General features: G+C 59.3%; 14 protein-coding genes, 2 rRNA genes and 2 pseudogenes (1 of these 18 cut by a window edge). 7 read left to right on the top strand and 11 right to left on the bottom strand.

From position 1 onward, the window contains the following. Window positions 1-162: 162 nt before the first annotated feature. Window positions 163-1,083, bottom strand: coding sequence for a LysR substrate-binding domain-containing protein (locus ACYZT7_RS12430; RefSeq protein ID WP_462041228.1), 921 nt, complete (start codon window positions 1,081-1,083; stop codon window positions 163-165). A 235-nt stretch (window positions 1,084-1,318) separates the two neighbouring features. Between ACYZT7_RS12430 and ACYZT7_RS12425 the strand changes: the two genes are divergently transcribed. Then, window positions 1,319-1,735 (top strand): helix-turn-helix domain-containing protein, encoded by a 417-nt coding sequence (locus tag ACYZT7_RS12425; protein WP_462041227.1) that lies wholly within the window; start codon window positions 1,319-1,321, stop codon window positions 1,733-1,735. Window positions 1,736-1,847: 112 nt separating this feature from the next. Next, window positions 1,848-3,152 carry an IS4 family transposase gene (locus ACYZT7_RS12420; protein WP_462038785.1) on the top strand — a complete coding sequence of 435 codons (1,305 nt, stop codon included), beginning with the start codon at window positions 1,848-1,850 and terminating at the stop codon, window positions 3,150-3,152. 56 nt (window positions 3,153-3,208) lie between these two features. Here ACYZT7_RS12420 and ACYZT7_RS12415 read toward each other — a convergent pair whose 3' ends face one another. After that, window positions 3,209-4,033, bottom strand: coding sequence for an alpha/beta fold hydrolase (locus ACYZT7_RS12415; protein ID WP_462041226.1), 825 nt, complete (start codon window positions 4,031-4,033; stop codon window positions 3,209-3,211). Window positions 4,034-4,064: 31 nt separating this feature from the next. After that, window positions 4,065-4,733: a flavodoxin family protein gene (locus tag ACYZT7_RS12410; RefSeq protein WP_462041777.1), complete on the bottom strand. Its 669-nt coding sequence runs from the start codon at window positions 4,731-4,733 to the stop codon at window positions 4,065-4,067. Between the two features lie 226 nt (window positions 4,734-4,959). On the opposite strand from ACYZT7_RS12410, the gene ACYZT7_RS12405 reads away from it, so the two are divergent. Continuing rightward, window positions 4,960-7,767, top strand: coding sequence for an ATP-binding protein (locus ACYZT7_RS12405; RefSeq protein ID WP_462041225.1), 2,808 nt, complete (start codon window positions 4,960-4,962; stop codon window positions 7,765-7,767). Here ACYZT7_RS12405 and ACYZT7_RS12400 read toward each other — a convergent pair. Next, window positions 7,732-9,216 carry an ATP-binding protein gene (locus ACYZT7_RS12400; protein ID WP_462041224.1) on the bottom strand — a complete coding sequence of 495 codons (1,485 nt, stop codon included), beginning with the start codon at window positions 9,214-9,216 and terminating at the stop codon, window positions 7,732-7,734. The genes ACYZT7_RS12405 and ACYZT7_RS12400 overlap by 36 nt on opposite strands. A 186-nt stretch (window positions 9,217-9,402) precedes the next feature. After that, entirely contained in the window at window positions 9,403-10,353 is a 951-nt protein-coding gene (locus tag ACYZT7_RS12395) for a GlxA family transcriptional regulator (protein ID WP_462041223.1), read from the bottom strand. A 258-nt stretch (window positions 10,354-10,611) separates the two neighbouring features. Here ACYZT7_RS12395 and ACYZT7_RS12390 point away from each other — a divergent pair, with 258 nt between their 5' ends. After that, window positions 10,612-11,334 carry a pirin family protein gene (locus ACYZT7_RS12390; protein WP_462041222.1) on the top strand — a complete coding sequence of 241 codons (723 nt, stop codon included), beginning with the start codon at window positions 10,612-10,614 and terminating at the stop codon, window positions 11,332-11,334. A gap of 286 nt (window positions 11,335-11,620) precedes the next feature. Here ACYZT7_RS12390 and ACYZT7_RS12385 read toward each other — a convergent pair whose 3' ends face one another. Next, window positions 11,621-13,435, bottom strand: a complete 1,815-nt coding sequence (locus ACYZT7_RS12385; protein WP_462041221.1) for an ABC transporter ATP-binding protein — start codon at window positions 13,433-13,435, stop codon at window positions 11,621-11,623. Next, entirely contained in the window at window positions 13,432-14,451 is a 1,020-nt protein-coding gene (locus tag ACYZT7_RS12380) for an AraC family transcriptional regulator (RefSeq protein WP_462041220.1), read from the bottom strand. The genes ACYZT7_RS12385 and ACYZT7_RS12380 overlap by 4 nt, the downstream gene beginning before the upstream one ends. Before the next feature lie 166 nt (window positions 14,452-14,617). On the opposite strand from ACYZT7_RS12380, the gene ACYZT7_RS12375 reads away from it, so the two are divergent. The 3 genes from ACYZT7_RS12375 to ACYZT7_RS12365 all read left to right on the top strand — a co-directional run bounded on the left by ACYZT7_RS12375 (window position 14,618) and on the right by ACYZT7_RS12365 (window position 16,672). Next, entirely contained in the window at window positions 14,618-15,469 is an 852-nt protein-coding gene (locus ACYZT7_RS12375) for a 3-hydroxybutyryl-CoA dehydrogenase (protein ID WP_462041219.1), read from the top strand. Then, the gene (locus ACYZT7_RS12370; protein WP_462041218.1) at window positions 15,456-16,058 is read left to right on the top strand and encodes a TetR/AcrR family transcriptional regulator; all 603 of its coding nucleotides are present in this window, start codon (window positions 15,456-15,458) and stop codon (window positions 16,056-16,058) included. The genes ACYZT7_RS12375 and ACYZT7_RS12370 overlap by 14 nt, the downstream gene beginning before the upstream one ends. 200 nt (window positions 16,059-16,258) lie before the next feature. Beyond that, window positions 16,259-16,672 carry a VOC family protein gene (locus ACYZT7_RS12365; RefSeq protein WP_462041217.1) on the top strand — a complete coding sequence of 138 codons (414 nt, stop codon included), beginning with the start codon at window positions 16,259-16,261 and terminating at the stop codon, window positions 16,670-16,672. A gap of 333 nt (window positions 16,673-17,005) precedes the next feature. On the opposite strand, the pseudogene ACYZT7_RS12360 reads toward ACYZT7_RS12365, so the two are convergent. The 4 genes and pseudogenes from ACYZT7_RS12360 to ACYZT7_RS12345 all read right to left on the bottom strand — a co-directional run. Further along, window positions 17,006-17,742, bottom strand: a pseudogene (locus ACYZT7_RS12360) (transposase). 243 nt (window positions 17,743-17,985) lie between these two features. Continuing rightward, window positions 17,986-18,517, bottom strand: a pseudogene (locus ACYZT7_RS12355) (reverse transcriptase domain-containing protein); the annotation flags it as partial. Between the two features lie 500 nt (window positions 18,518-19,017). Next, window positions 19,018-19,133: ribosomal RNA gene (rrf, locus tag ACYZT7_RS12350) — 5S ribosomal RNA — on the bottom strand. A 173-nt stretch (window positions 19,134-19,306) separates the two neighbouring features. Further along, a 23S ribosomal RNA gene (locus tag ACYZT7_RS12345) occupies window positions 19,307-19,865 on the bottom strand (it continues 2,333 nt past the right edge of the window).

Here is a 19,865-nt window from a genome sequence, read left to right as displayed (position 1 = left end):
ACTTCTGCCCACATCGTCTCGCCGTCCTGACTGGAGTTTTGAGGATTTTATCAAAGACCTTGAAAGGGATGGCCGTAAGGGCGAAACCCTAAGCAGCCGTGACCACAGGAATGGATATGTACTCAGTCAACAACAGCATGGTCGGCCCGAAGGCCGCCACGTTCAAGCCGAAACCGGCAAAGGCCTCGACATGAAATCGCTGATCCAAGACCGCAACCACCGCTCCGCCGGATCATTGTCATGCACCCCACTCCAGGCCATCGACAACTGCGCTGCATCGATGGGAAACGGCGGATCCTCCGCCCGCAACGCACACCCTTCAACCAGCGCACACGCCGCGTAATCCGGCACGGTGGCAATCATTTCAGTGCCGGCAAGCAACGCGCGCAAACCGCTGAACTGCGGCACACCCAATACCACGCGGCGGCTGCGTCCGACCTTCGCCAGATCCAGATCGATGTTGCCGCTCAGGTCGCCGGAGAACGACACCATGGCATGCGGTCGTTCGCAGTATTCGTCGAGCGTCAGCGTCCCCGATCGTTTGTCCCCGCGCAGCACTTTGCAGGGGATGTCCCGCAACTTCTTGCACTTGGCATTCGCTGGTAAATCCGTGGTGTAGCTCACCCCCACGGAAATTTCTCCCGAGGCCAGCAATGCCGGCATCAGCAGATAGTTGGCGCGCCGCACCACCACGACGATCCCCGGCGCCTCTTCCTGCAATTGCCGCAACAACGGCGGAAACAAACCGAACTCCGCGTCATCCGACAAACCAATGCGGAACACATCGCAACTGGTCGTCGGATCGAATTCCTTCGCTCGACTGACCGCCCCGGAAATCACATCCATCGCCGGTTGCAGCTCCTTGAGAATCGCCAGCGCCCGCGCCGTCGGCTCCATGCCGCGACCATTACGCAGCAACAACGGATCGTCGAACAGATCCCGTAACCGCCCCAGCGCCGCACTCACCGCCGGTTGCCCCATGAACAGTTTTTCGGCCACACGGGTGAGGTTCTTTTCGAACATCAACGCTTCGAAAATCACCAACAGGTTCATGTCGACGCGGCGCAGATCGTTACGGTTCATAGGCGCGGTTCCCTTGTGTGTTCAGCCAGGCACGAAGCGGTGGGACTTTACTCGATCAACGGTACTTTGGCCGCCAGTTGACGTCGATTTTGCACGGGTCGTGCCCGTATAAATTGCAGCAATGTGCTGAGATCGCGCCGATGTCAGCACTGCGCACAGACGGAATTAACAACGTTTAACTCGCCTGCCAGAGCCCTGCGCCCAAGAATGAAGCTCACCGACACGGACATTTGTCATGGCCCATTCTCAGCAAAACGTCGCCCGCGCGACTGTCACTGAAACGCGAAAGAAAACCACCGGCGGCCTGACCCCGTGGCGCGAAAGCCTGGCCAAGCAACTGATCCTCGAACGCCTTGGTGAAACCGTTGAAGTGACCGAATTGGCCCGCGCCTGCGCCCTTTCGCGCAGTCATTTCTCCCGCGCGTTCAAGTGCAGCACCGGGCTCTCGCCGCAAGACTGGATTCGCCACCAACGCATCGCCCTGGCCAAGCAGTTGATCCAGAGCACCGACCTGACGCTGACGCAAATCAGCCTCGAATGCGGCTTCTGTGATCAGGCGCATTTTTGCCACATCTTCACCCGCAGCGAAGGCATCAATCCGTTTGCGTGGCGTTGTCGAACAGTACGTCCCCTCTCTCGCATGACCTTGTAAGAGCCATCCCTTTCAAGGTCTTTGATAAAATCCTCAAAACTCCAGTCAGGACGGCGAGACGATGTGGGCAGAAGTTTTAGCGCGGTTCGAGAAAAAAGCGCCGGCCAGTGTCATGGCCAAATTGGTTTTGGAGCAGGCCGTTGCGGCAGAGTGGGTTGATCAGGTGTTCGAAGAACATCGTCAGCGCCAGTACCCGCGCGAGCTTTTGTTTTCGACCATTATTGAGCTGATGTCCCTCGTTTCACTGGGTTTGCGACCCTCGCTACATGCCGCGGCGCGGCAGATGGAAGATCTTCCCGTCAGCTTGGCGGCGCTTTATGACAAGGTCAGCCGCACGGAGCCCGCGCTGCTGCGTGCGTTGGTAGTCGGCAGTGCGCAACGCCTGGCTCCGACGATTGAAGAATTGGGCTGCTCGGCCATTTTGCCTGGCTGGCAACTGCGGGTGGTTGACGGCAACCACCTGCCTTCCAGCGAAAAACGTCTGGGCGCGTTGCGCCGTGAACGAGGCGCCGCCCGGCCTGGTTTTTCGGTCGTGGTTTACGACCCTGATCTGGACCAGGTCGTCGATCTTCAGCCCTGTGAAGATGCTTATGCCAGTGAGCGCGTCGGCGTGCTGCCGTTGCTGGAAAACGCCAGTAGGGGCCAGTTGTGGATGGCTGATCGGCTCTATTGCACGCTCCCGGTCATGGAGGCCTGCGAAGACGCTGGCGCTTCTTTCATTATTCGTGAGCCGAGTAAGCATCCGCGCCTGCTTCAGGAAAGCGACTGGCAAGAACCTGTCGCGGTCGAGGCGGGAAGCGTGCGCGAGCAAACCATCGAAGTGAAAGGCGGACGTCAGTGGCGGCGTGTTGAACTGAACCTGCAAAAAGCTACCGAATCAGGCGACACCATGCTGTTGTTCTGGAGCAACTTGCCCGACACCATCACCGCTGAGCAAATCGCCGATTTGTATCGTCGTCGCTGGAGTATCGAAGGGATGTTCCAGCGCCTGGAATCGGTGCTGGACAGTGAAATCGAAAGCCTGGGCAACCCCAAGGCGGCTCTGCTGGGATTTGCCGCGGCCGTGTTGGCTTACAACGTTTTGTCAGTGCTTAAGCGCAGCGTTGAACAGGCTCATCGCCAGACGCAACCAGAGGGATGGGAGGCATCGATTTTCCATTTGGCAGTGCAAGTGCGCAGTGGTTATGAGGGCATGCAGATCGCGTTACCGTCGGATTATCTGTCACTTCAATCGACCTCAGAAACGCTGGCACAGCGCTTGTTGGCGCTGGCAAGGAATATCAAGCCCAAACAGGTTGCCAAAAGCATACGCGGCCCCAAAATCGCCAAGCCCAAGGAGTGGCTGGAGGGAAAGGCTGCGAATGCTCATGTGTCGACCGATCGAGTGCTCAAAGCCCATAAAGGGAAAACACCTTGAAAGGGCTGCTTGTAAGAGCGAAAACCGGCGCGGATCTACGCCCGCGCCGGGATACATCAACCCTTGAGGAACGCCAGCAGATCAGCGTTGAGCTGATCCTTGTGGGTGTCAGTCAAGCCATGAGGCGCGCCGGGGTAGACCAACAGCTGCGAACCCTTCACCAGTTTTGCTGAGGCGATGCCCGCCGCTTCGATCGGCACCACCTGGTCCGCGTCGCCATGCACCACCAGCGTCGGAATGTCGAATTTCTTCAGGTCTTCGGTGAAGTCGGTTTCGGAGAACGCCTTGATGCAGTCATAAGCGTTCTTGTGGCCGGCCGTCATGCCTTGCATCCAGAACCAGTCGATCATGCCCTGGGACGGCTTGGCGTCCGGTTTGTTGAAGCCGAAAAACGGCCCGCTGGCGAGGTCGATGTACAGTTGCGAACGGTTGGCCTGGGACGCCTGGCGAATGCCGTCGAACACCTGGATCGGCAGGCCGCCGGGGTTGGCTTCGGTCTTGAGCATCAGCGGCGGCACCGAAGAAATCAGCCCGGCCTTGGCCACGCGGTCAGTGCCGTGGCGACCGATGTAGCGCGCCACTTCGCCGCCGCCGGTGGAGAAGCCGAACAGCACGGCGTCTTTGAGCTCCAGCAACTCGATCAACTGCGCCAGGTCATCGGCGTAGGTGTCCATGTCGTTGCCGGACCACGGCTGGCTGGAGCGGCCATGGCCGCGGCGGTCGTGGGCGATCACTCGGTAGCCTTCGGAGGCCAGGAAGATCATCTGCGATTCCCAGCTATCAGCGTTCAACGGCCAGCCGTGGCTGAAGACGATGGGTTGGCCGGTGCCCCAGTCCTTGTAGTAAATCTCGGTACCGTCTCGGGTCGTGAACGTACTCATGCGATGTCTCCTCAGCGAGTGTTGGGGTAAGTCAAACCGGTGAACGGGCCATGCGTTCGGCCAGACGCGCCACCCGCTCGCCCAGATGAGCGGCGGTGCAGCGATCTTCGGGAGGCGGTGCGAGGTCCGGGGACTGTTCGACATTCGACTGGGCCATGGCACCGAGCGAGCTGCCCAGGCGATTCATTTGCCCATCGAACGCACCCGAGCTGGAGCGCGCCGGCAGCAGGTCGAGGCCGACCCAGATCATCGAATGCTGCGCGGCGAACACTGCCATCTGCAGCAAGGTGTTGAGTTTGTCGCCGCACAGGCAGCCGGAATTGGTGAAGCCTGCGGCCAGTTTGTCGCGCCACGGCTGGGCGAGGTAGAACGCCGCCGTCGCCTCCATGAAACCTTTGAACGGTGCCGACGCGCTGCCCATGTAGGTCGGAGCGCCGAAGATGATGGCGTCGGCGCTGTGTAACCGCTCCCAGTGTTGGTCCACTTCGTCGACCGGAATCAGCAGGCAGGTGCTGCCCACGTGCCGTTCCACACCTTGGGCCACGGCTTCGGCCATGACGCGGGTATGCCCATAGACACTGTGATAGACCACCACCACGTTGCTCATTGCGGCGTCCTTTGTGGGAGCGGCTCTTGACTGACTGACATGAGTCCCTACCTCCCTGGAACTTGAAGGATGAGAGTTTTGGGCGTAAACCAGACGCAGGACGAGTTAAACGTTGTTAATTTTCATTGACGCGCCAAAAGCCTCAACACCTGTTTTGCTACGGTTGCACCCAATAAACACGGCCCCTGCTAGTGGCACCGGGTACAGGCAGTCGCCGCGAACACCCGACCGTTCAACCGAACCCTCGTTGCGTTGACGGAAAAACCTGAGGAATATGCTCGAAACCGCGTACTAGACGGCTGCAAGCAGGAGCGACACGTTGACCCTTTCCCCCGACCAGGCCATCCAATTCGGCCCCTACCGGATCTATCCCGGACAACGTCTGGTGCTGGAGGCCGACCAGCCCCTGCGCCTGGGCCGGCGCGCCATGGACATTCTGTTGATCCTGCTGGAGCACGCCGGAAACGTGGTCAGCAAACAGCAACTGATCGCCGGGGTCTGGCCCAAAAGCGTCGTCGAAGACATCAACCTGCGCGTGCACATGGCGGCGCTACGCAAAGCCCTTGGCGACGGCCAGGCCGGCCAGCGCTATATCGTCACCGTCGCCCAGCGCGGCTACAGTTTTGTCGCGCCGTTCTCGCTGGAATCGATCGAGCAATATCCGAAGACCCAAGGGCCGGAGCCGAGCGCCCATAACCTGCCCATCCGTCGAACGCGCATGATCGGTCGTCAATCGCTGGTCGAGAGCCTGGTCACGCAACTGTCACGCCAGCGCTTCATCACCCTCGTCGGCCCCGGCGGCATCGGCAAGACCACTGTGGCGCTGCGCGTCGCCGAACGGTTGATCGGTCGCTATCGGGACGGCATTCGACTGTTGGACCTGGCGCCGATCAACGACCCGACGATGATCGCCGCACATCTGGCCGCGCTGCTGGATTTGTCCCTGCACGACGCCGAACCGATGAACAGCCTTGCAGCGTTCCTGCGCGAGCGGCAGATGCTGCTGGTAATCGACAATTGCGAGCACCTGATCGACGCCGTCGCACTGCTCTGCGAAAGCATCCTGCGCGCCGCGCCACACGTGCACATTCTGGCCACCAGTCGCGAGAGCCTGCGGGCCGAAGGTGAATTCGTTCAGCGTCTTGAATCGCTCGATTGCCCGCCGCCCATCGCTGTGCTGGACCGCGCTCAGGCGCTGACCTTTTCCGCGCTGCAACTGTTCGTCGAGCGGGCCATGGCCAGCCATGACAGTTTCGAGCTGAGCGATGACGAACTACCGCTATTGATTGAAATCTGCCACCGCCTGGACGGCATTCCGCTGGCCATTGAACTGGCGGCGGCGCAAGTCGGCCACTTTGGTCTGAGCGGATTGCTGACGCAACTGCAAGGCAGTTTTCGTCTGCTCACCCACGGTGGTCAGTCGACGCTGGGCCGGCACCAGACCCTGCGCGCCACACTCGACTGGAGTTTCGAACTGCTGAACGCCTGCGAGCAAACCTGCTTGCGCCGACTGAGTGTGTTCAGGGGCGGCTTCACGCTGGAGTCAGCAGCGGCGGTGATCGTCGGCGAACACATCGAGCCCGGCGCGGTGTTTGGCTCGATCACGCAACTGGTGGCCAAGTCGCTGCTGAACGTGGACGTGGGCGACGAAGAAGTGTTCTACCGCTTGCTCGACACCACCCGCAGCTATGCCCTGGAAAAACTCGACCAGGCCGCCGATTGGCCGGACACGCGAGAGCGCCACGCCGAACGCTGCCTGGCCTTGATGGATCAGGCCCAGGCTGACTGGGAGCTGATTTCCACGGGCCTGTGGATCGAGCGATACGCACGCAGTCTGGATGACATTCGTTCGGCCCTCGACTGGGGTTTGAACGCTCAAGGTCCGCAGGCGCTGGCGATCCGGTTGGCCGCGACGTCGACGCCACTCTGGCAGGAACTGTCGCTGCTCAAGGAACACGGCGTCTACGTGCGCAAATCGCTGGCATTGCTTGAGGCGGCACCCGAGCCCTGCCCTCATCTGAAAATGACCCTCACGCTCGCACTCGGTAGCTCCTGTTACCACACCCAGGGTGGCACGGCCGAAACCATCGCTGCGTTCGTCAGCGCCAGAACCCTGGCTAGGCACAACAATGACGTGGTCGGTCAGCTTCGGGCTGTGTCCGGGCACATGGCGGTCAACCTCAGTTGCGGCCATTATCAAATGGCGCTGGAGCAGAGCCAGCTATTCGATCGCTTGGGGGGCGCGAAGGGTGACGCCGTGCTGTCGCTGAGCACGCACCGCTTACGCGTACTGGCCCTGCACTTTGCCGGGAATCAGCCACTGGCTCGAGAGAATGCCGAACAGGTCATCCAGCGCATGGCCCAGAGCGGGCACCTCAACCGCTTCACCCACGGTTTTGGCGTGCAATACGATCAGAGCGTGGCCGCCCTGACGATTCTGGCGCGCATCCTCTGGCTGCAAGGTCAGCCGGAACAAGCCTGGCGCACAGCCCGTCAGGCACTGGACATCGCGATCCAGATCAACCATGGCACCTCCATTTGCTACACCCTGGCATTGGCCGGCTGCCTGATCGCCCATTACAACGGCGATACGCGCACCGCGCGCGACCTGGTGCGCCTGCTGCTGGAACAAGCGCAGAAACACTCGGTGCTGCTGTTCTACACCTGGGCGCAACACTATGCACAGGTGATCGACCACGCCGAAGCGCAGTGGCCCGATCAACCGGGGGCAGGATTGATCAAGGAAATCATGGTCACGCTCGACACCGCGTTCGTCGACGACGCCCTGCTGCAACGGGCCGACACCGGCAAGGCTGGCTGGAGCACCGCGGAAATTCTGCGCGCCAAGGCGGATGCGCTGCTAACGGAAGATTGCCCGCTGCAAACCAATGCGGCCGAGGCGGTGCTGATCCGGGCGTTGAATGTCGCCAGGCATCAGGGCGCCCTGGCCTGGGAACTGCGCAGTGCCACCTCACTGGCTCAACTGTGGCAGCGCCAGGGCTTGCATCAGCAAGCTCATGAGCTGCTGACGCCGATCTACAACCGATTCACCGAAGGTTTTGCCACACCGGACCTGAGAAAAGCCCGTCGGCTACTCGACGAGCTCCAAGGGCAACTGCACGCCTGAGACCCAGCGCGCACGGCAGATGTAATGCGAGTAGCGCCTCTCGAACGTACGCAGGTGGCCGCTGTGCTCGAGCTTTTCCAGGGCATATGTACGCGTGGTGTTGAGAAAACGATAACGGGTTGTGCCGTTGACCTGATCCATCGAGAGCAACGACTTGGCCACCAATCGCGTCACCAACGCCGCCAGTTGATTGGGCTTGAGCGCCTCGCAACTGCTCACGCCAATCGCGGCATCGAGGGTGAAGGACATTTTGAATACCGAGAGGCGCTGCAACACGGTTTGTTCCAGCCGGCTCAGCCGTTCATAGCTCCAGTCCAGCGCGGCTTTGAGGGTTTGATGTCGGGGCACGGCCGTGCGCCGGCCTTGGGTCAGCAGCTGAAAACAGTTATCCAGCTGAGCTTGCAAACCGACCAACGCCAGCGCATCGATCTGCGCCGCTGCCAGTTCAATGGCCAGTGGCAAACCGTCGAGCCGCCGACAGATTTCACGCACCGACTTGAGGTCTTGTTCGCGCAAGGCAAACCCTTGTTGACGGGCTCGGGCGCGACTGACAAACAGTTGCACCGCTGAATAGCCCATGGCTTCGGCCACACAATGCAATGCCGACGCGGGCGGTACCGCCAGGGACGGCAAACGCTGGACCGTCTCCCCCGCCACTTGCAGCGGTTCGCGACTGGTGACGAGGATCGACAGCCGGGGCGCCGACACCAGCAAGTCCTCGACCAATGTCCGGCAGCGTTCCAGCAGGTGTTCGCAGTTGTCGAGCACCAACAAGGTGTGCCGCTCGGCCAGCACGTCCAGGGTGGTTCCGGTTTCAAGTTCCAGGGTTTGGGTCAGGTGATCGACCACTTGCGCCGGGTCGTCAATGGCTGAGACATCCACCCGCCACACGCCGTCCTCATAGTGCTGCAACAGCAACTCCGCGACGCGCAACGCCACGGTGGTCTTGCCGATGCCGCCCGGGCCGACCAGGGTCATGAGCCGCCGCACCGGTAGCTGCCGAACCAGACTGCCGACAATCGAGTCGCGCCCGGTCACCGGCGACAGCCGTGCGGGCAAATTGTGCTGAGGTTTTTGCACGGTCTCGATCGAGACCAGGGAGCCCGCCGGTACGTGCTCCACCGGGGCGATAAAGCTGTAGCCGCGCTGGGGAATGTTGACGATGTAGCGCTGGCCGCTCTGCCCGTCGCCAAGGGCCCGACGCAGGGCCGCAATGTGCACGCGCAGGTTGATTTCTTCCACCACGGACGTCGGCCAGACGTGGGCAATCAACTCGTCCTTGCTGACCACATTGCCGGCGTGCTCGACCAGCACCTGGAGGATATCCAGTGCCCGACCGCCCATGCGCAGCGGTCGATCGCAGTCCAGGATCAGCCGCTGCCGCAGGTGGAACGCGTAGGGGCCGAATCGCAGCACCGTATCGCTGTTTAAATCTCTGAGGCTGTTCATGCACGTTTGCGTGCTGAAAACCTGGCCCGGCTCACAGTGCAGTAACCTCCATCGCACCCGACCTTCCAGGCTCCCGCACCTCCATTGCCAAGAGTTCATGGGTATCTTGGCAGGCCTCAGTGACGGTACAACTGCCACGGTGGGAGCGTCACGGCCATTGCGGTGCGCACGACGGACAAGAACGCGCTAGCTGAACTGTTCGCGGTACTGAGTCGGGGTCAAACCCAGCTTTTCAGCGAACAGAAAACGCATGTGCCGCACGCTGCCAAAGCCACTTTTGAAGGCCACGGTCTTGAGCGGCAAGTCGCTGGTTTCCAGCAGGTTCCTGGCGCAATCGATGCGCGCGCTTTGCAGAAACTCCATGGGTGTCATGTTCACTTCCCGGGTAAACACCCGGGCGAAGTGCCGCGTACTCATGTTCGCCAGGCTCGCCATGCGTTCAATGCTGAAGGCTTCATCGAGATGTTCGAGCACATGGTTCTGCACGCGGGTGATCGGCGTTTCATGCGGTGCGACGGCGGCCATCAACGGGCTGAACTGCGCCTGCCCGCCCTGGCGCTTCATCACCACCAGCAACACTTTGGCCACGTCCTGGGCGACTTTTTTGCCGTGGTCTTCGGCGACCACCGACAGTGCCAGGTCGATGCCGGCGGTGACGCCGCCGGATGTAATGAGGTTGCGGTCCTGAACATAAATCTGATCGGTCTCCACCGTCGCCTTGGGAAAGCCTTTGATCAGCCGCTCGGTGTAATGCCAGTGCGTGGTGACGCGATAGCCGTCCAGCAGACCGGCATGCCCCAGCACAAACGCGCCGGTGCAGATCGATCCGTAGCGCTCGGCGCGATGGACAGCGGCTTTGAGCCAACACAGCAACGGTGGATGTTTTTCGTTGTAGGCCCCTGGACCGCCCGGCACCAGCAACAGGTCATACGCGTGATCGGCCTGATCGATGTGCAGATCGGTCTGCACATTTACACCGTTGGAGGCACGCAGCGCACCCTGCTCGGTGCCGATGGTCGACAGCTCATAACGATCATCCGGTGCCAGGTATCGATTGGCGATGGAAAACACTTCCATGGGACCGGCCATGTCGAGCAACAGAAAGTCGGGGAACAACACCATAGCCACGGTTTTCATGGGTTCAAAATCACTGAAGTCAAAAGAAGGTCCGTCTGCCGAACACCGCCCCCTGTGGGAGCGAGCCTGTCATTTAAGGATGCTATGCATTATGGCCAAGTGTGGCGGCAGCGTCGGAGAAGAATACGTGATCGCGCGCAGATTACTGTCAACCTGAAAGAGACAGTATTTCAGTTTCCATCTACTTATTGCATCAGCCAGTAAATATTAATCTTCTCCTCACTCGGACGAATCAACGTCCCCACAGGAGATTTCATCATGCTGACCCTTCGCAAAGCCTCTGATCGCGGCGCCGCCAATCACGGCTGGTTGAAGTCGTTCCACACCTTTTCCTTCGCCAACTACCGTAACCCGAAAGAGCAGGGTTTTTCCGACTTGCTGGTGATCAACGATGACCGCGTGGCGGCCGGTAAAGGTTTCGGCCAGCACCCGCACCGTGACATGGAGATTTTCTCCTACGTGCTCGAAGGTGCCCTGGAACACAAGGACACCTTGGGCACCGGCTCGGTGATCCGCCCCGGTGACGTGCAATTGATGAGCGCCGGCAGCGGTGTGGCGCACAGCGAATACAACCATTCGGCCACGCGGCCGGTGCACTTTCTGCAAATCTGGATCGTGCCGGAGGTCAGCGGCGCCAAACCGCGTTATCAGCAAGAGCACTTCAGCACCCAGAAAAAACGTGGGCGTCTGCAACTAATCATCTCGCCGGACGGGGCTAACGGTTCACTGAAAGTGCGTCAGGATGCCCGGGTGTACGCCGCGCTGATTGACGGCAAGGAAAGCGCTACGCTGGAGCTGGCCGCGAACCGCTACGCCTATGTGCATATGGCCCGTGGCAGTGTCGAACTCAACGGCGTGCAGTTGCAGGAAGGCGATGGTGTACGGGTTCGCGATGAACAGGTGCTGACGTTGAACAACGGCGTCGATGCCGAGGTTTTGGTTTTTGATCTGCGGCCGCAAGAACTGCCGGAAATGCTATGACCGTGAATCACCCGGGGGCATGGAAGCCCCCGGGCATTACTCGCTTGTCCCTGAAAACACCGCGACAGCATGTACACCGGAATTTCCCCCAATCCGATCCCCGCGGCAATGGATCGGCGCACCAGCAGACTGGAACTGGGTTAAGCGGCACACTGCCGCAGGCCTGTTTGACCTGGGCAATGTCGTCCCGCACCTGATCAAACATCGGGCGCCAGCAAGGTATGATCGATGTACTGCGCCAACGCTTGGGGTTCGAGATGTGCCATCGCCTCGGGAGTATTGAGATCTATCGGTAACCGCGGGCCTGCAAATCAAACAGCTGTGCATAGCGCCCGCCCGCTGCCACCAGACTGTCGTGATCGCCCCGTTCAAGGATCGCGCCCTGATCTAGCACGATGATGTGATCCGCATTGCGCACGCTGGAAAACCGGTGGGAAATCAGCAACGTCATGCGGCCTTCGGTGTGCACACTAAAATGCTCGAACACCGCCGCTTCCGCCGCCGGGTCGAGTGCCGAGGTCGGCTCATCCAGAATCAGGATATCGGCGTTGCGCCGCATGTAGGCGCGCGACAACGCGATCTTCTGCCATTGCCCGCCGGACAACTCCTGCCCCCCGGCGAACCACCGCCCTAATTGCGTGGCATACCCTCGATCCAGTCCCTCGATGAAGGGTGCGGCCATGCCCTCGGCGGCAGCTTCCTGCCAGCGCTGCTCATCATTGAACGCCAGCGTGTCACCCACACCAATGTTCTCGCCGACAGAGAATTGGTAGCGAATATAGTCCTGAAAAATCACCCCGATGCGCCGACGCAGCGCGTCTTCTTCCCACGTCTGCAGATCGCTGCCGTCCAGCAGGATGCGACCCTGATCAGGACGGTACAGCCGAGTCAGTAATTTGATCAGCGTGGTCTTGCCCGAACCGTTCTCCCCCACCAGCGCCAGACTGTGCCCGGGTACAAGGTGAAGATCGATGCCTTCCAGCGCGGCGCGACTGGCGCCTGGATAACGGAAACCGACGTTTTCGAAACGCAGGCCATCGCCGGGTACGGCGCCCACGGTGAGATGGCCGGTATCCGCCACAACAGGCTCGGCCAGGTATTCATAGAGACTGGAAAGGTAAAGACCATCCTCGTAGAGACCGCTGATGGCACTCAAACTACTGCTGACCGCCGTCTGCCCCTGCTTGAACAACACCAGGTACATGGTCATCTGTCCGAGGCTGATGTTGCCGTGGACGGTATCGACCACAACCCAGGCATACGCCAGATAAAATGCGCCGGTGCCCAGTAGGCCGAGGACAAATCCCCAGCCATCTCGACGTAGCGTCAGGCGCCGGTCTTCGGCATAGAGACGTGCGAATGTCTCGCGGTAACGCTTTAACAGCAACGGCGCGAAGCCGAACAGTTTGACCTCTTTGATGTAGCCCTCGTGGGAGAGCAGCGTTTCAATGTAATTCTGTTGTCGACTCTCCGGCGCGCGACGCGTGAAAAGTCTGAAAGCATCACCAGAAAAATGCGCTTCGGCGAAGAAAACCGGTAACGCGCCGACCACCAGCAACACCAACGCCCACGGCGAAAAATGCACCAGCAACACACCGAAACTGATCAACACGATCAGGTTCTGGATCAGCCCCAACGACTTCATCACCAGCGCCAGCGGCCGGGTCGAGGCTTCGCGCCGCACCCGAACCAGCTTGTCGTAGAACTCGGAATTCTCGAACTGCACCAGCGATAACGTCTGGGCCTTTTCCAGAATCATCGTGTTGACCTTCTGTCCCAACTGCACCCGCAACAGCGATTGCTGGACTGACAGCGCACGCTGGGTCCCGGACAGCAACGCGAGCACGCCCGCTTCGAATAACACATAACGCACGACCGGCCACAACGGCGCACTGCCCTGCTGCGCGTGCAACTGCATGGCGGTGACCACTGCATCGACAATCTGCTGCCCCAACCAGGCCGCCATTGCCGGAAGCACCCCGGCGATCAGCGTCGCCAGCACCAATCCCAGAAACAATCCGCGAGACGTTGCCCAGACCAGCAGCAAGGCGCGTCTCGCCTGGTCGAGTAATGAGGTGAAGCGATCAAGAACAGGGTTCACTCCGTGAGTTCCCCCCGATGCCTGGCCCGATACCGCCCCGGACTTTCGCCCGTCCACTTCTTGAACGCTCGATGGAACGCACTCGGCTCCTGAAAGCCTAGCTGCTCGGCAATATCGCTGATACTCGCCTTGCTCTGACGCAGCTGCTCGAACGCAACACCGCGGCGCACCTCGTCCTTGATCTCTTGATACGAACACCCTTCACGCTCCAGTTTTCGGCGAAAGGTGCTGGGGCTCAGGTGCTGTTCCAGGGCGAAGTCCTGCAAGGTCGGCCATTGGCTGTAATGGCTGTTACGCAGGCGCTGGTGGACCTGCGACGCCAGGCCGTGCTGATTACGAAAACGGATCACTAGCCATTGCGGCGCGGTGCGCAAAAACACCTTCAGCGACGTCAGATCCTGGACCACCGGCAGACGCAGGTAGTGGCTGGCGAATTCGATTTCAGTACGCTCTGCACCAAAGGTCAGGTTCGGCCCCCAGAGCAAACGGTCATCGCTGAGCGACACACGCTCATGGCGAAAGTCTGCGCGATCGATGGGGATGCGCCGCCCACCCAGCCAGCACAGCAGACTGATCATCAACACCAGAAACGTCTCCTCGCCCAAACGACTGACGTCGCAGTTTGGCGAGTGGTTCTGCAAGCTGATCACCGCGCGTTTGCCGCGCACCGTCAGCGTGCCGCGAAAGTCGTGGAGGAACAGCGCGAAATTGGCCAGGCACTGGCGCATGGCTTTGTGCAGGTCAGGTTCCTGAATCAATGCCCGGCAGATCAGGGCGAAACTGCCCGGTGGCATGCCATGGGAGTCGAGCCCGAAGAATTCATCGTTCAGTTCGCGGATCTGAATCAACCACAACGCGGCGAACGCGCTCGCCGGCACACGCGCAGTGGGCTGCTCCATCAACGTCGGGTCGATGCCCGCCTGTTCAAGCGCAACCCTCAGACGCTGCGGATCTTCCCCCAGCCCATGGATCATTGCCTGCACGAAGTAGGCGGCAACCGAGTCCTTTTCCCGCATGTGAACGCTTCTCTCCCCATCACCTGAAATGGCAAAAAACACCAGTGCCGTTGAACAGTTTCGGCATAGGACAACCGCCCTGCTGGCTCTAGACTCGCGACCAATAGTACGCCTTCGGCCACTACGGCGGCCAAGGTATCGCGGGGTTTGATCGGAAGGACGGAACATGAATCTGCAAAACATTGGCGTGATCGGCGCAGGCACCATGGGCAATGGCATTGCGCAAGTCTGCGCCTTGGCCGGTTTCAACGTGACCTTGCTCGACATCTCCGAGAGCGCCCTGCAAAAAGCCATCGCGACCGTGGGCAAAAACCTCGATCGGCAGATCGCCAAGGACACGCTGACGCAAGAGCAAAAGCTCGCCGCCCTCGATAAAATCCAAACCAGCACCGACTACAACAGCCTGCAGAACGTGCAAATGGTGATCGAAGCCGCCACCGAGAACCTCGACCTGAAATTGCGCGTGCTGCAGCAAATCGCCGCGCAGGTCAGCACCGAGTGCGTGATCGCCTCCAACACTTCGTCGCTGTCCATCACCCAGCTCGCTGCCAGCGTGAGCCAGCCTGAACGCCTCATCGGCCTGCACTTCTTCAACCCGGTGCCGATGATGGGCCTGATCGAGGTGATTCGCGGTTTGCAAACCAGCGACGCCACCCACGCCCTGGCACTGGACATGGCGACAACACTCGGCAAAACCGCGATCACCGCCGGCAACCGTCCGGGTTTCGTGGTCAACCGAATTCTGGTGCCGATGATCAACGAAGCGATTCTGGTGTTTCAGGAAGGCTTGGCCAGTGCCGAAGACATCGATGCCGGCATGCGCCTGGGCTGCAATCAGCCGATCGGGCCGCTGGCGTTGGCGGACCTGATCGGTCTGGACACCGTGCTGGCGATCCTCGAAGCCTTCTACGATGGCTTCAACGACAGTAAGTACCGCCCTGCTCCACTGCTCAAGGAAATGGTGGCCGCCGGCTACCTGGGGCGCAAAACGGGGCGTGGCTTCCATGCCTATGCCTGAGCGTTGCTCGCGCTTTGCCGAGTACCGGGACAAGGTGCTGGAGTTGTTCGCCAGCAAGGGTTTCGGCCAGGTCGGCATGCGTGAGCTCGCGACCTGCCTGGGGCTCGCCCCCGGCTCGTTGTATCACCATTACCCCAGCAAACAGCACTTGCTGCTCGACCTGATCGAGGAGTTCTACGAGGAGCTGCTGGCAACCTTGGGGCGCATCGAGCAAAAGGCCCCGGCAAAACGTGACAAGCTCCATGCCCTTATCCGAGCGCATTTGAACCTGCATCAGGAGATGCCCTGGCATTTTCGTCTGGCGGAGCGTGACAGCGGCTGCCTTAATGAAGAGCAGCAGGATCGGGTTCGGCAATTGCGCGAGCAATATGAGCGCAAATTGTTGCTGATGCTCGGGGCCCGGTCCCACTTCAGTGAACAGGGTCTGCTGGCCGCCGGACATGCAATCGCCAACTTACTCAACAGCGCACCCGGCTGGCTGGCGCAACATTCGTTGGATGAACGAGAGCACGTTGAACTATTGGATAGTCTGGTGAGTGGAGCCATCGAACGTTTGCTGCGTCCCTCGGCGCCACGCGCAGTGGCCTGAGACCCAGGACGATATCCCCGTGATCGTGGATTGACCCGTGGGTGCCGGAAGCCATAAGCCACGCCACTTCAATAGAGAAAACGTCTAAACGATTCCTGCCAATCGCACCATCTAACGCTTAGCTAATGGGAACCCAATTACTGCGGAGCCGGGAGGTGAATCCAGCCTCCCTCCGCCACCTTCGATACCAGGAGCCAAAAATGAAAATCAATCCCTACCTGATCTTCAACGGCGACTGCAAAGCCGCATTCACCTTCTACGCACAAAGCCTGCCAGGCCAGATCGAAGTCATGATGACCTTCGGCGAAAGCCCCGCGCGCGAGCACTTTCCGGCGGACTACCACAACCTGATCATCCACACCCGCTTGCTGGTGGGCGATCAGGCGATCATGGGCTCTGACACAACACCTGACCGTCCCACTGACGAAATGAGCGGTTGTTCGGTTTCGCTGAACGTCGACAGCATTGCTGAGGCAGAGCGGGTGTTTTCTGCGTTGTCGGACGGCGGCAAGGTGGACATGCCACTGGAAGCCACGTTCTGGGCGGCTCGCTTCGGCATGCTGGTTGATCGGTTTGGTGTGTCGTGGATGGTGAATTGCGAAAAGGATCAGTGAAACTCACTTTCTCAAGGATCGAGTAGGAGGCGGGTTGCACCCGCCGTCCTCTCACATACATGGACGCCCCCAGTTTGCCGAGCTTTCAATTCGTGACAACACAGACGGGGTTGAGATTGCAGCCATATATCCGGACTTTATGTGAGGCTCTGCCTCTGTCCCTGATGGAATTTGCTGATCGGGCTCTTATCACCACCACGCGCTCAATGCGCCTATGAGAGGGCAGAGTTACCCGATCCCGGGTCTGACCTGTCTTGCCATCACGTCGTGATTGCCTAGGCAACCTTGGAAGTACACCTTCTAACGCATCATCGCCTGACTCCACCGACCCGGCTATACCCCTGCAACGTCAGGGGTGTAGCCGGGTCGGAATCTGCGGTCATGGGCCAACAGCGCCCAGGCAATCCGGGCATTTTTGTTGGCCTGTGCAATGACTGTCACATTCGTATTACGACGCGCCAACAAACCCTTCAACCAATCCGGGGTCAGTTTTACCTTCGGCGTAGCGGACCACGGCTCGTGCGCCGTGGTCCAGCAATGTGCGCAAATAGCTATCGCCTCGCTTACTGATACCTAATAGCGTGGACTTGCCTCCGCTCGAATGCTGTCGCGGTACCAGCCCCAACCATGCCGCCATCTGCCCACCGTTGGTAAAGCTCTTTCGCTTGCGCAGTACGCGCCTTAACAAAACCCTGACGCGCACGATGCATGGCCAAGACTCCTTGTTGCTCTGTCGTCGTGATCGGCACGAAGCGCATATTGGGTCGAGCTACCGCTTCACAAATCGCTTCTGCATCGGCTACGTCGTTCTTATTCGTTTTCACATAGGGCCGGCTTAACAAATTGTGGAGCCATCAATTTGATCGTATGTCCAAATCCTTGAGTTGTCTCGCCCAGTGGTGGGCGCTGCCGCAAGCCTCCATGCCAATCAGGCACGGCGCCAATACCGCAAAGAAGGAAGCAACCTGGTCACGTTTAAGCGGCCTCAGTACTGGCTGGCCTCGTTCATCGACACCGTGCACTTGAAATATGTTTTTTGCTAAGTCGATACCAACAGTCGTAAGCTTCATGGGGACGCTCCCTTCCGTTAAGTGCTATTAACACTTTCACTTTGGCACATTGATGCCGTTAGGACAGGGGGCGTCCATTCCATTACCACCGTACGTACGGTTCCGTATACGGCGGTTCAGGTTATGCGGTTAAGCCGGTTTATCGTATCCAGTATCGAGACCAACCCGAGTCGATTCCACAGCTTCTTCGGTAGCGCCTGATTCATATGTGGCGCTCCCGAGTTCCACCATGGGCCTCGGCCCTTCCAGTTCGCGGTCGAGTTCGTTGAGCAGGATGTTCGACAACAACGGCGAGAGCGGGCCGCCTTGCAGTCAGCTGACGAGTCCGTCCGACATCGTTCCCGCTTCGAGGTACCGACGGATCAGCGTGAGCACCCGCCTGTCTTCGATTTGATGCGCCATGTAGGCCATCAGGACATCGTGGTTGACCCGATCAAAGAACTTATCCAGATCGAGTTCCACGCACCAGCGGTGACCCGCCGCCACATGGGCACGGGCTGTTTCGATGGCTTGGTGGGCGCTTCTGCCCGGACGGAAGCCGTAGCTGTAGTCCGAGAACAGCGGGTCGAAGATTGGTGTGAGCTGTTGCAGCAGAGCCTGTTGGATCAGGCGATCCACGACGCAGGGAATTCCCAGCTGCCGTGTTCCACCTTTGGGTTTGGGGATGTCGACGGCGCGCACTACTTGGATGGTACTCACCGGCCAGCAACCGAACCTTGAGGATCGGCCAATACTGTTTCACGTAGTCCGCCAAGTCGTCGACCGTCATGCCAGTTGACCAGGCGCGTCTCTTTTTCGTGGTCCTTGATCGGTATCGGTTGGGGCATTTCTGCAGCAGCTCTTTGACTGTAAAGGGGGTGCCGATCCGTAGGTTTGAAATCAGTCCGTTAAAAAACGAGCTGCAACATACCAAAAACTGTGCGGTCACTTTAGTGCGATTTCCTCTAACGGTTGTCCTTGAAAGCCAAATCCAGATGAAAAACATCTTCGTCGAGTGGGGTTGTGGCGGGAGGTCGGTGGCGAAGAACCCTACATTAGCTTTGTGCACCTGGATGTGGTGGCCAATGCTCACCCACCGATGCGCCGTGTGCGTTTCGGTGGCAGCTGCGGGAGGTTGGCATTGATCGATGAGCTTCAGGCGTTGCCAGTTGAACCTATTCTAGTGTCATGGGGCGAAAATAACTGTGCAAATTTGTGCTGTAGCCCGATCGTGCTTTTCTTGCAGACAAAACAAAACCCCTACCTGCATACGCAGATAGGGGTTTCGGAATTTAATCTTGACGATGACCTACTCTCACATGGGGAAACCCCACACTACCATCGGCGATGCATCGTTTCACTGCTGAGTTCGGGATGGGATCAGGTGGTTCCAATGCTCTATGGTCGTCAAGAAATTCGGGAGCCAGGTCGTGGGCCTTTGCAGGTTCACGCTCCAGCGAATGGGTATGCGATAGTTTGGTGTTTTGTGAGTATCTCGAACTTTCGGTTCGGTTCGTCTTCACACACCGCAATCTGGTGCTCTTTCGCTTTTCAGCTCGAAGCCTGCAAATTGCTTGGGTGTTATATGGTCAAGCCTCACGGGCAATTAGTATTGGTTAGCTCAACGCCTCACAGCGCTTACACACCCAACCTATCAACGTCGTAGTCTTCGACGGCCCTTCAGGGGACTCAAGGTCCCAGTGAGATCTCATCTTGAGGCTAGTTTCCCGCTTAGATGCTTTCAGCGGTTATCTATTCCGAACATAGCTACCCGGCAATGCCACTGGCGTGACAACCGGAACACCAGAGGTTCGTCCACTCCGGTCCTCTCGTACTAGGAGCAGCCCCTCTCAAATCTCAAACGTCCACGGCAGATAGGGACCGAACTGTCTCACGACGTTCTAAACCCAGCTCGCGTACCACTTTAAATGGCGAACAGCCATACCCTTGGGACCGGCTTCAGCCCCAGGATGTGATGAGCCGACATCGAGGTGCCAAACACCGCCGTCGATATGAACTCTTGGGCGGTATCAGCCTGTTATCCCCGGAGTACCTTTTATCCGTTGAGCGATGGCCCTTCCATACAGAACCACCGGATCACTAAGACCTACTTTCGTACCTGCTCGACGTGTCTGTCTCGCAGT

It is taken from the genome of Pseudomonas sp. RT4P38 (genome assembly GCF_054897765.1).
This window is presented reverse-complemented; position numbering and strand designations above follow the sequence as displayed.

What these genes read in the sequence shown, in the direction of transcription:
- ACYZT7_RS12420 (WP_462038785.1), top strand. Translation starts at nt 1,848, where the DNA reads ATGGCCAAATTGGTTTTGGAGCAGGCCGTTGCGGCAGAGTGGGTTGAT.
- ACYZT7_RS12425 (WP_462041227.1), top strand. Translation starts at nt 1,319, where the DNA reads ATGGCCCATTCTCAGCAAAACGTCGCCCGCGCGACTGTCACTGAAACG.
- ACYZT7_RS12430 (WP_462041228.1), bottom strand. Translation starts at nt 1,083, where the DNA reads ATGAACCGTAACGATCTGCGCCGCGTCGACATGAACCTGTTGGTGATT.
- ACYZT7_RS12375 (WP_462041219.1), top strand. Translation starts at nt 14,618, where the DNA reads ATGAATCTGCAAAACATTGGCGTGATCGGCGCAGGCACCATGGGCAAT.
- ACYZT7_RS12415 (WP_462041226.1), bottom strand. Translation starts at nt 4,033, where the DNA reads ATGAGTACGTTCACGACCCGAGACGGTACCGAGATTTACTACAAGGAC.
- ACYZT7_RS12390 (WP_462041222.1), top strand. Translation starts at nt 10,612, where the DNA reads ATGCTGACCCTTCGCAAAGCCTCTGATCGCGGCGCCGCCAATCACGGC.
- ACYZT7_RS12400 (WP_462041224.1), bottom strand. Translation starts at nt 9,216, where the DNA reads ATGAACAGCCTCAGAGATTTAAACAGCGATACGGTGCTGCGATTCGGC.
- ACYZT7_RS12380 (WP_462041220.1), bottom strand. Translation starts at nt 14,451, where the DNA reads ATGCGGGAAAAGGACTCGGTTGCCGCCTACTTCGTGCAGGCAATGATC.
- ACYZT7_RS12370 (WP_462041218.1), top strand. Translation starts at nt 15,456, where the DNA reads ATGCCTATGCCTGAGCGTTGCTCGCGCTTTGCCGAGTACCGGGACAAG.
- ACYZT7_RS12395 (WP_462041223.1), bottom strand. Translation starts at nt 10,353, where the DNA reads ATGAAAACCGTGGCTATGGTGTTGTTCCCCGACTTTCTGTTGCTCGAC.
- ACYZT7_RS12365 (WP_462041217.1), top strand. Translation starts at nt 16,259, where the DNA reads ATGAAAATCAATCCCTACCTGATCTTCAACGGCGACTGCAAAGCCGCA.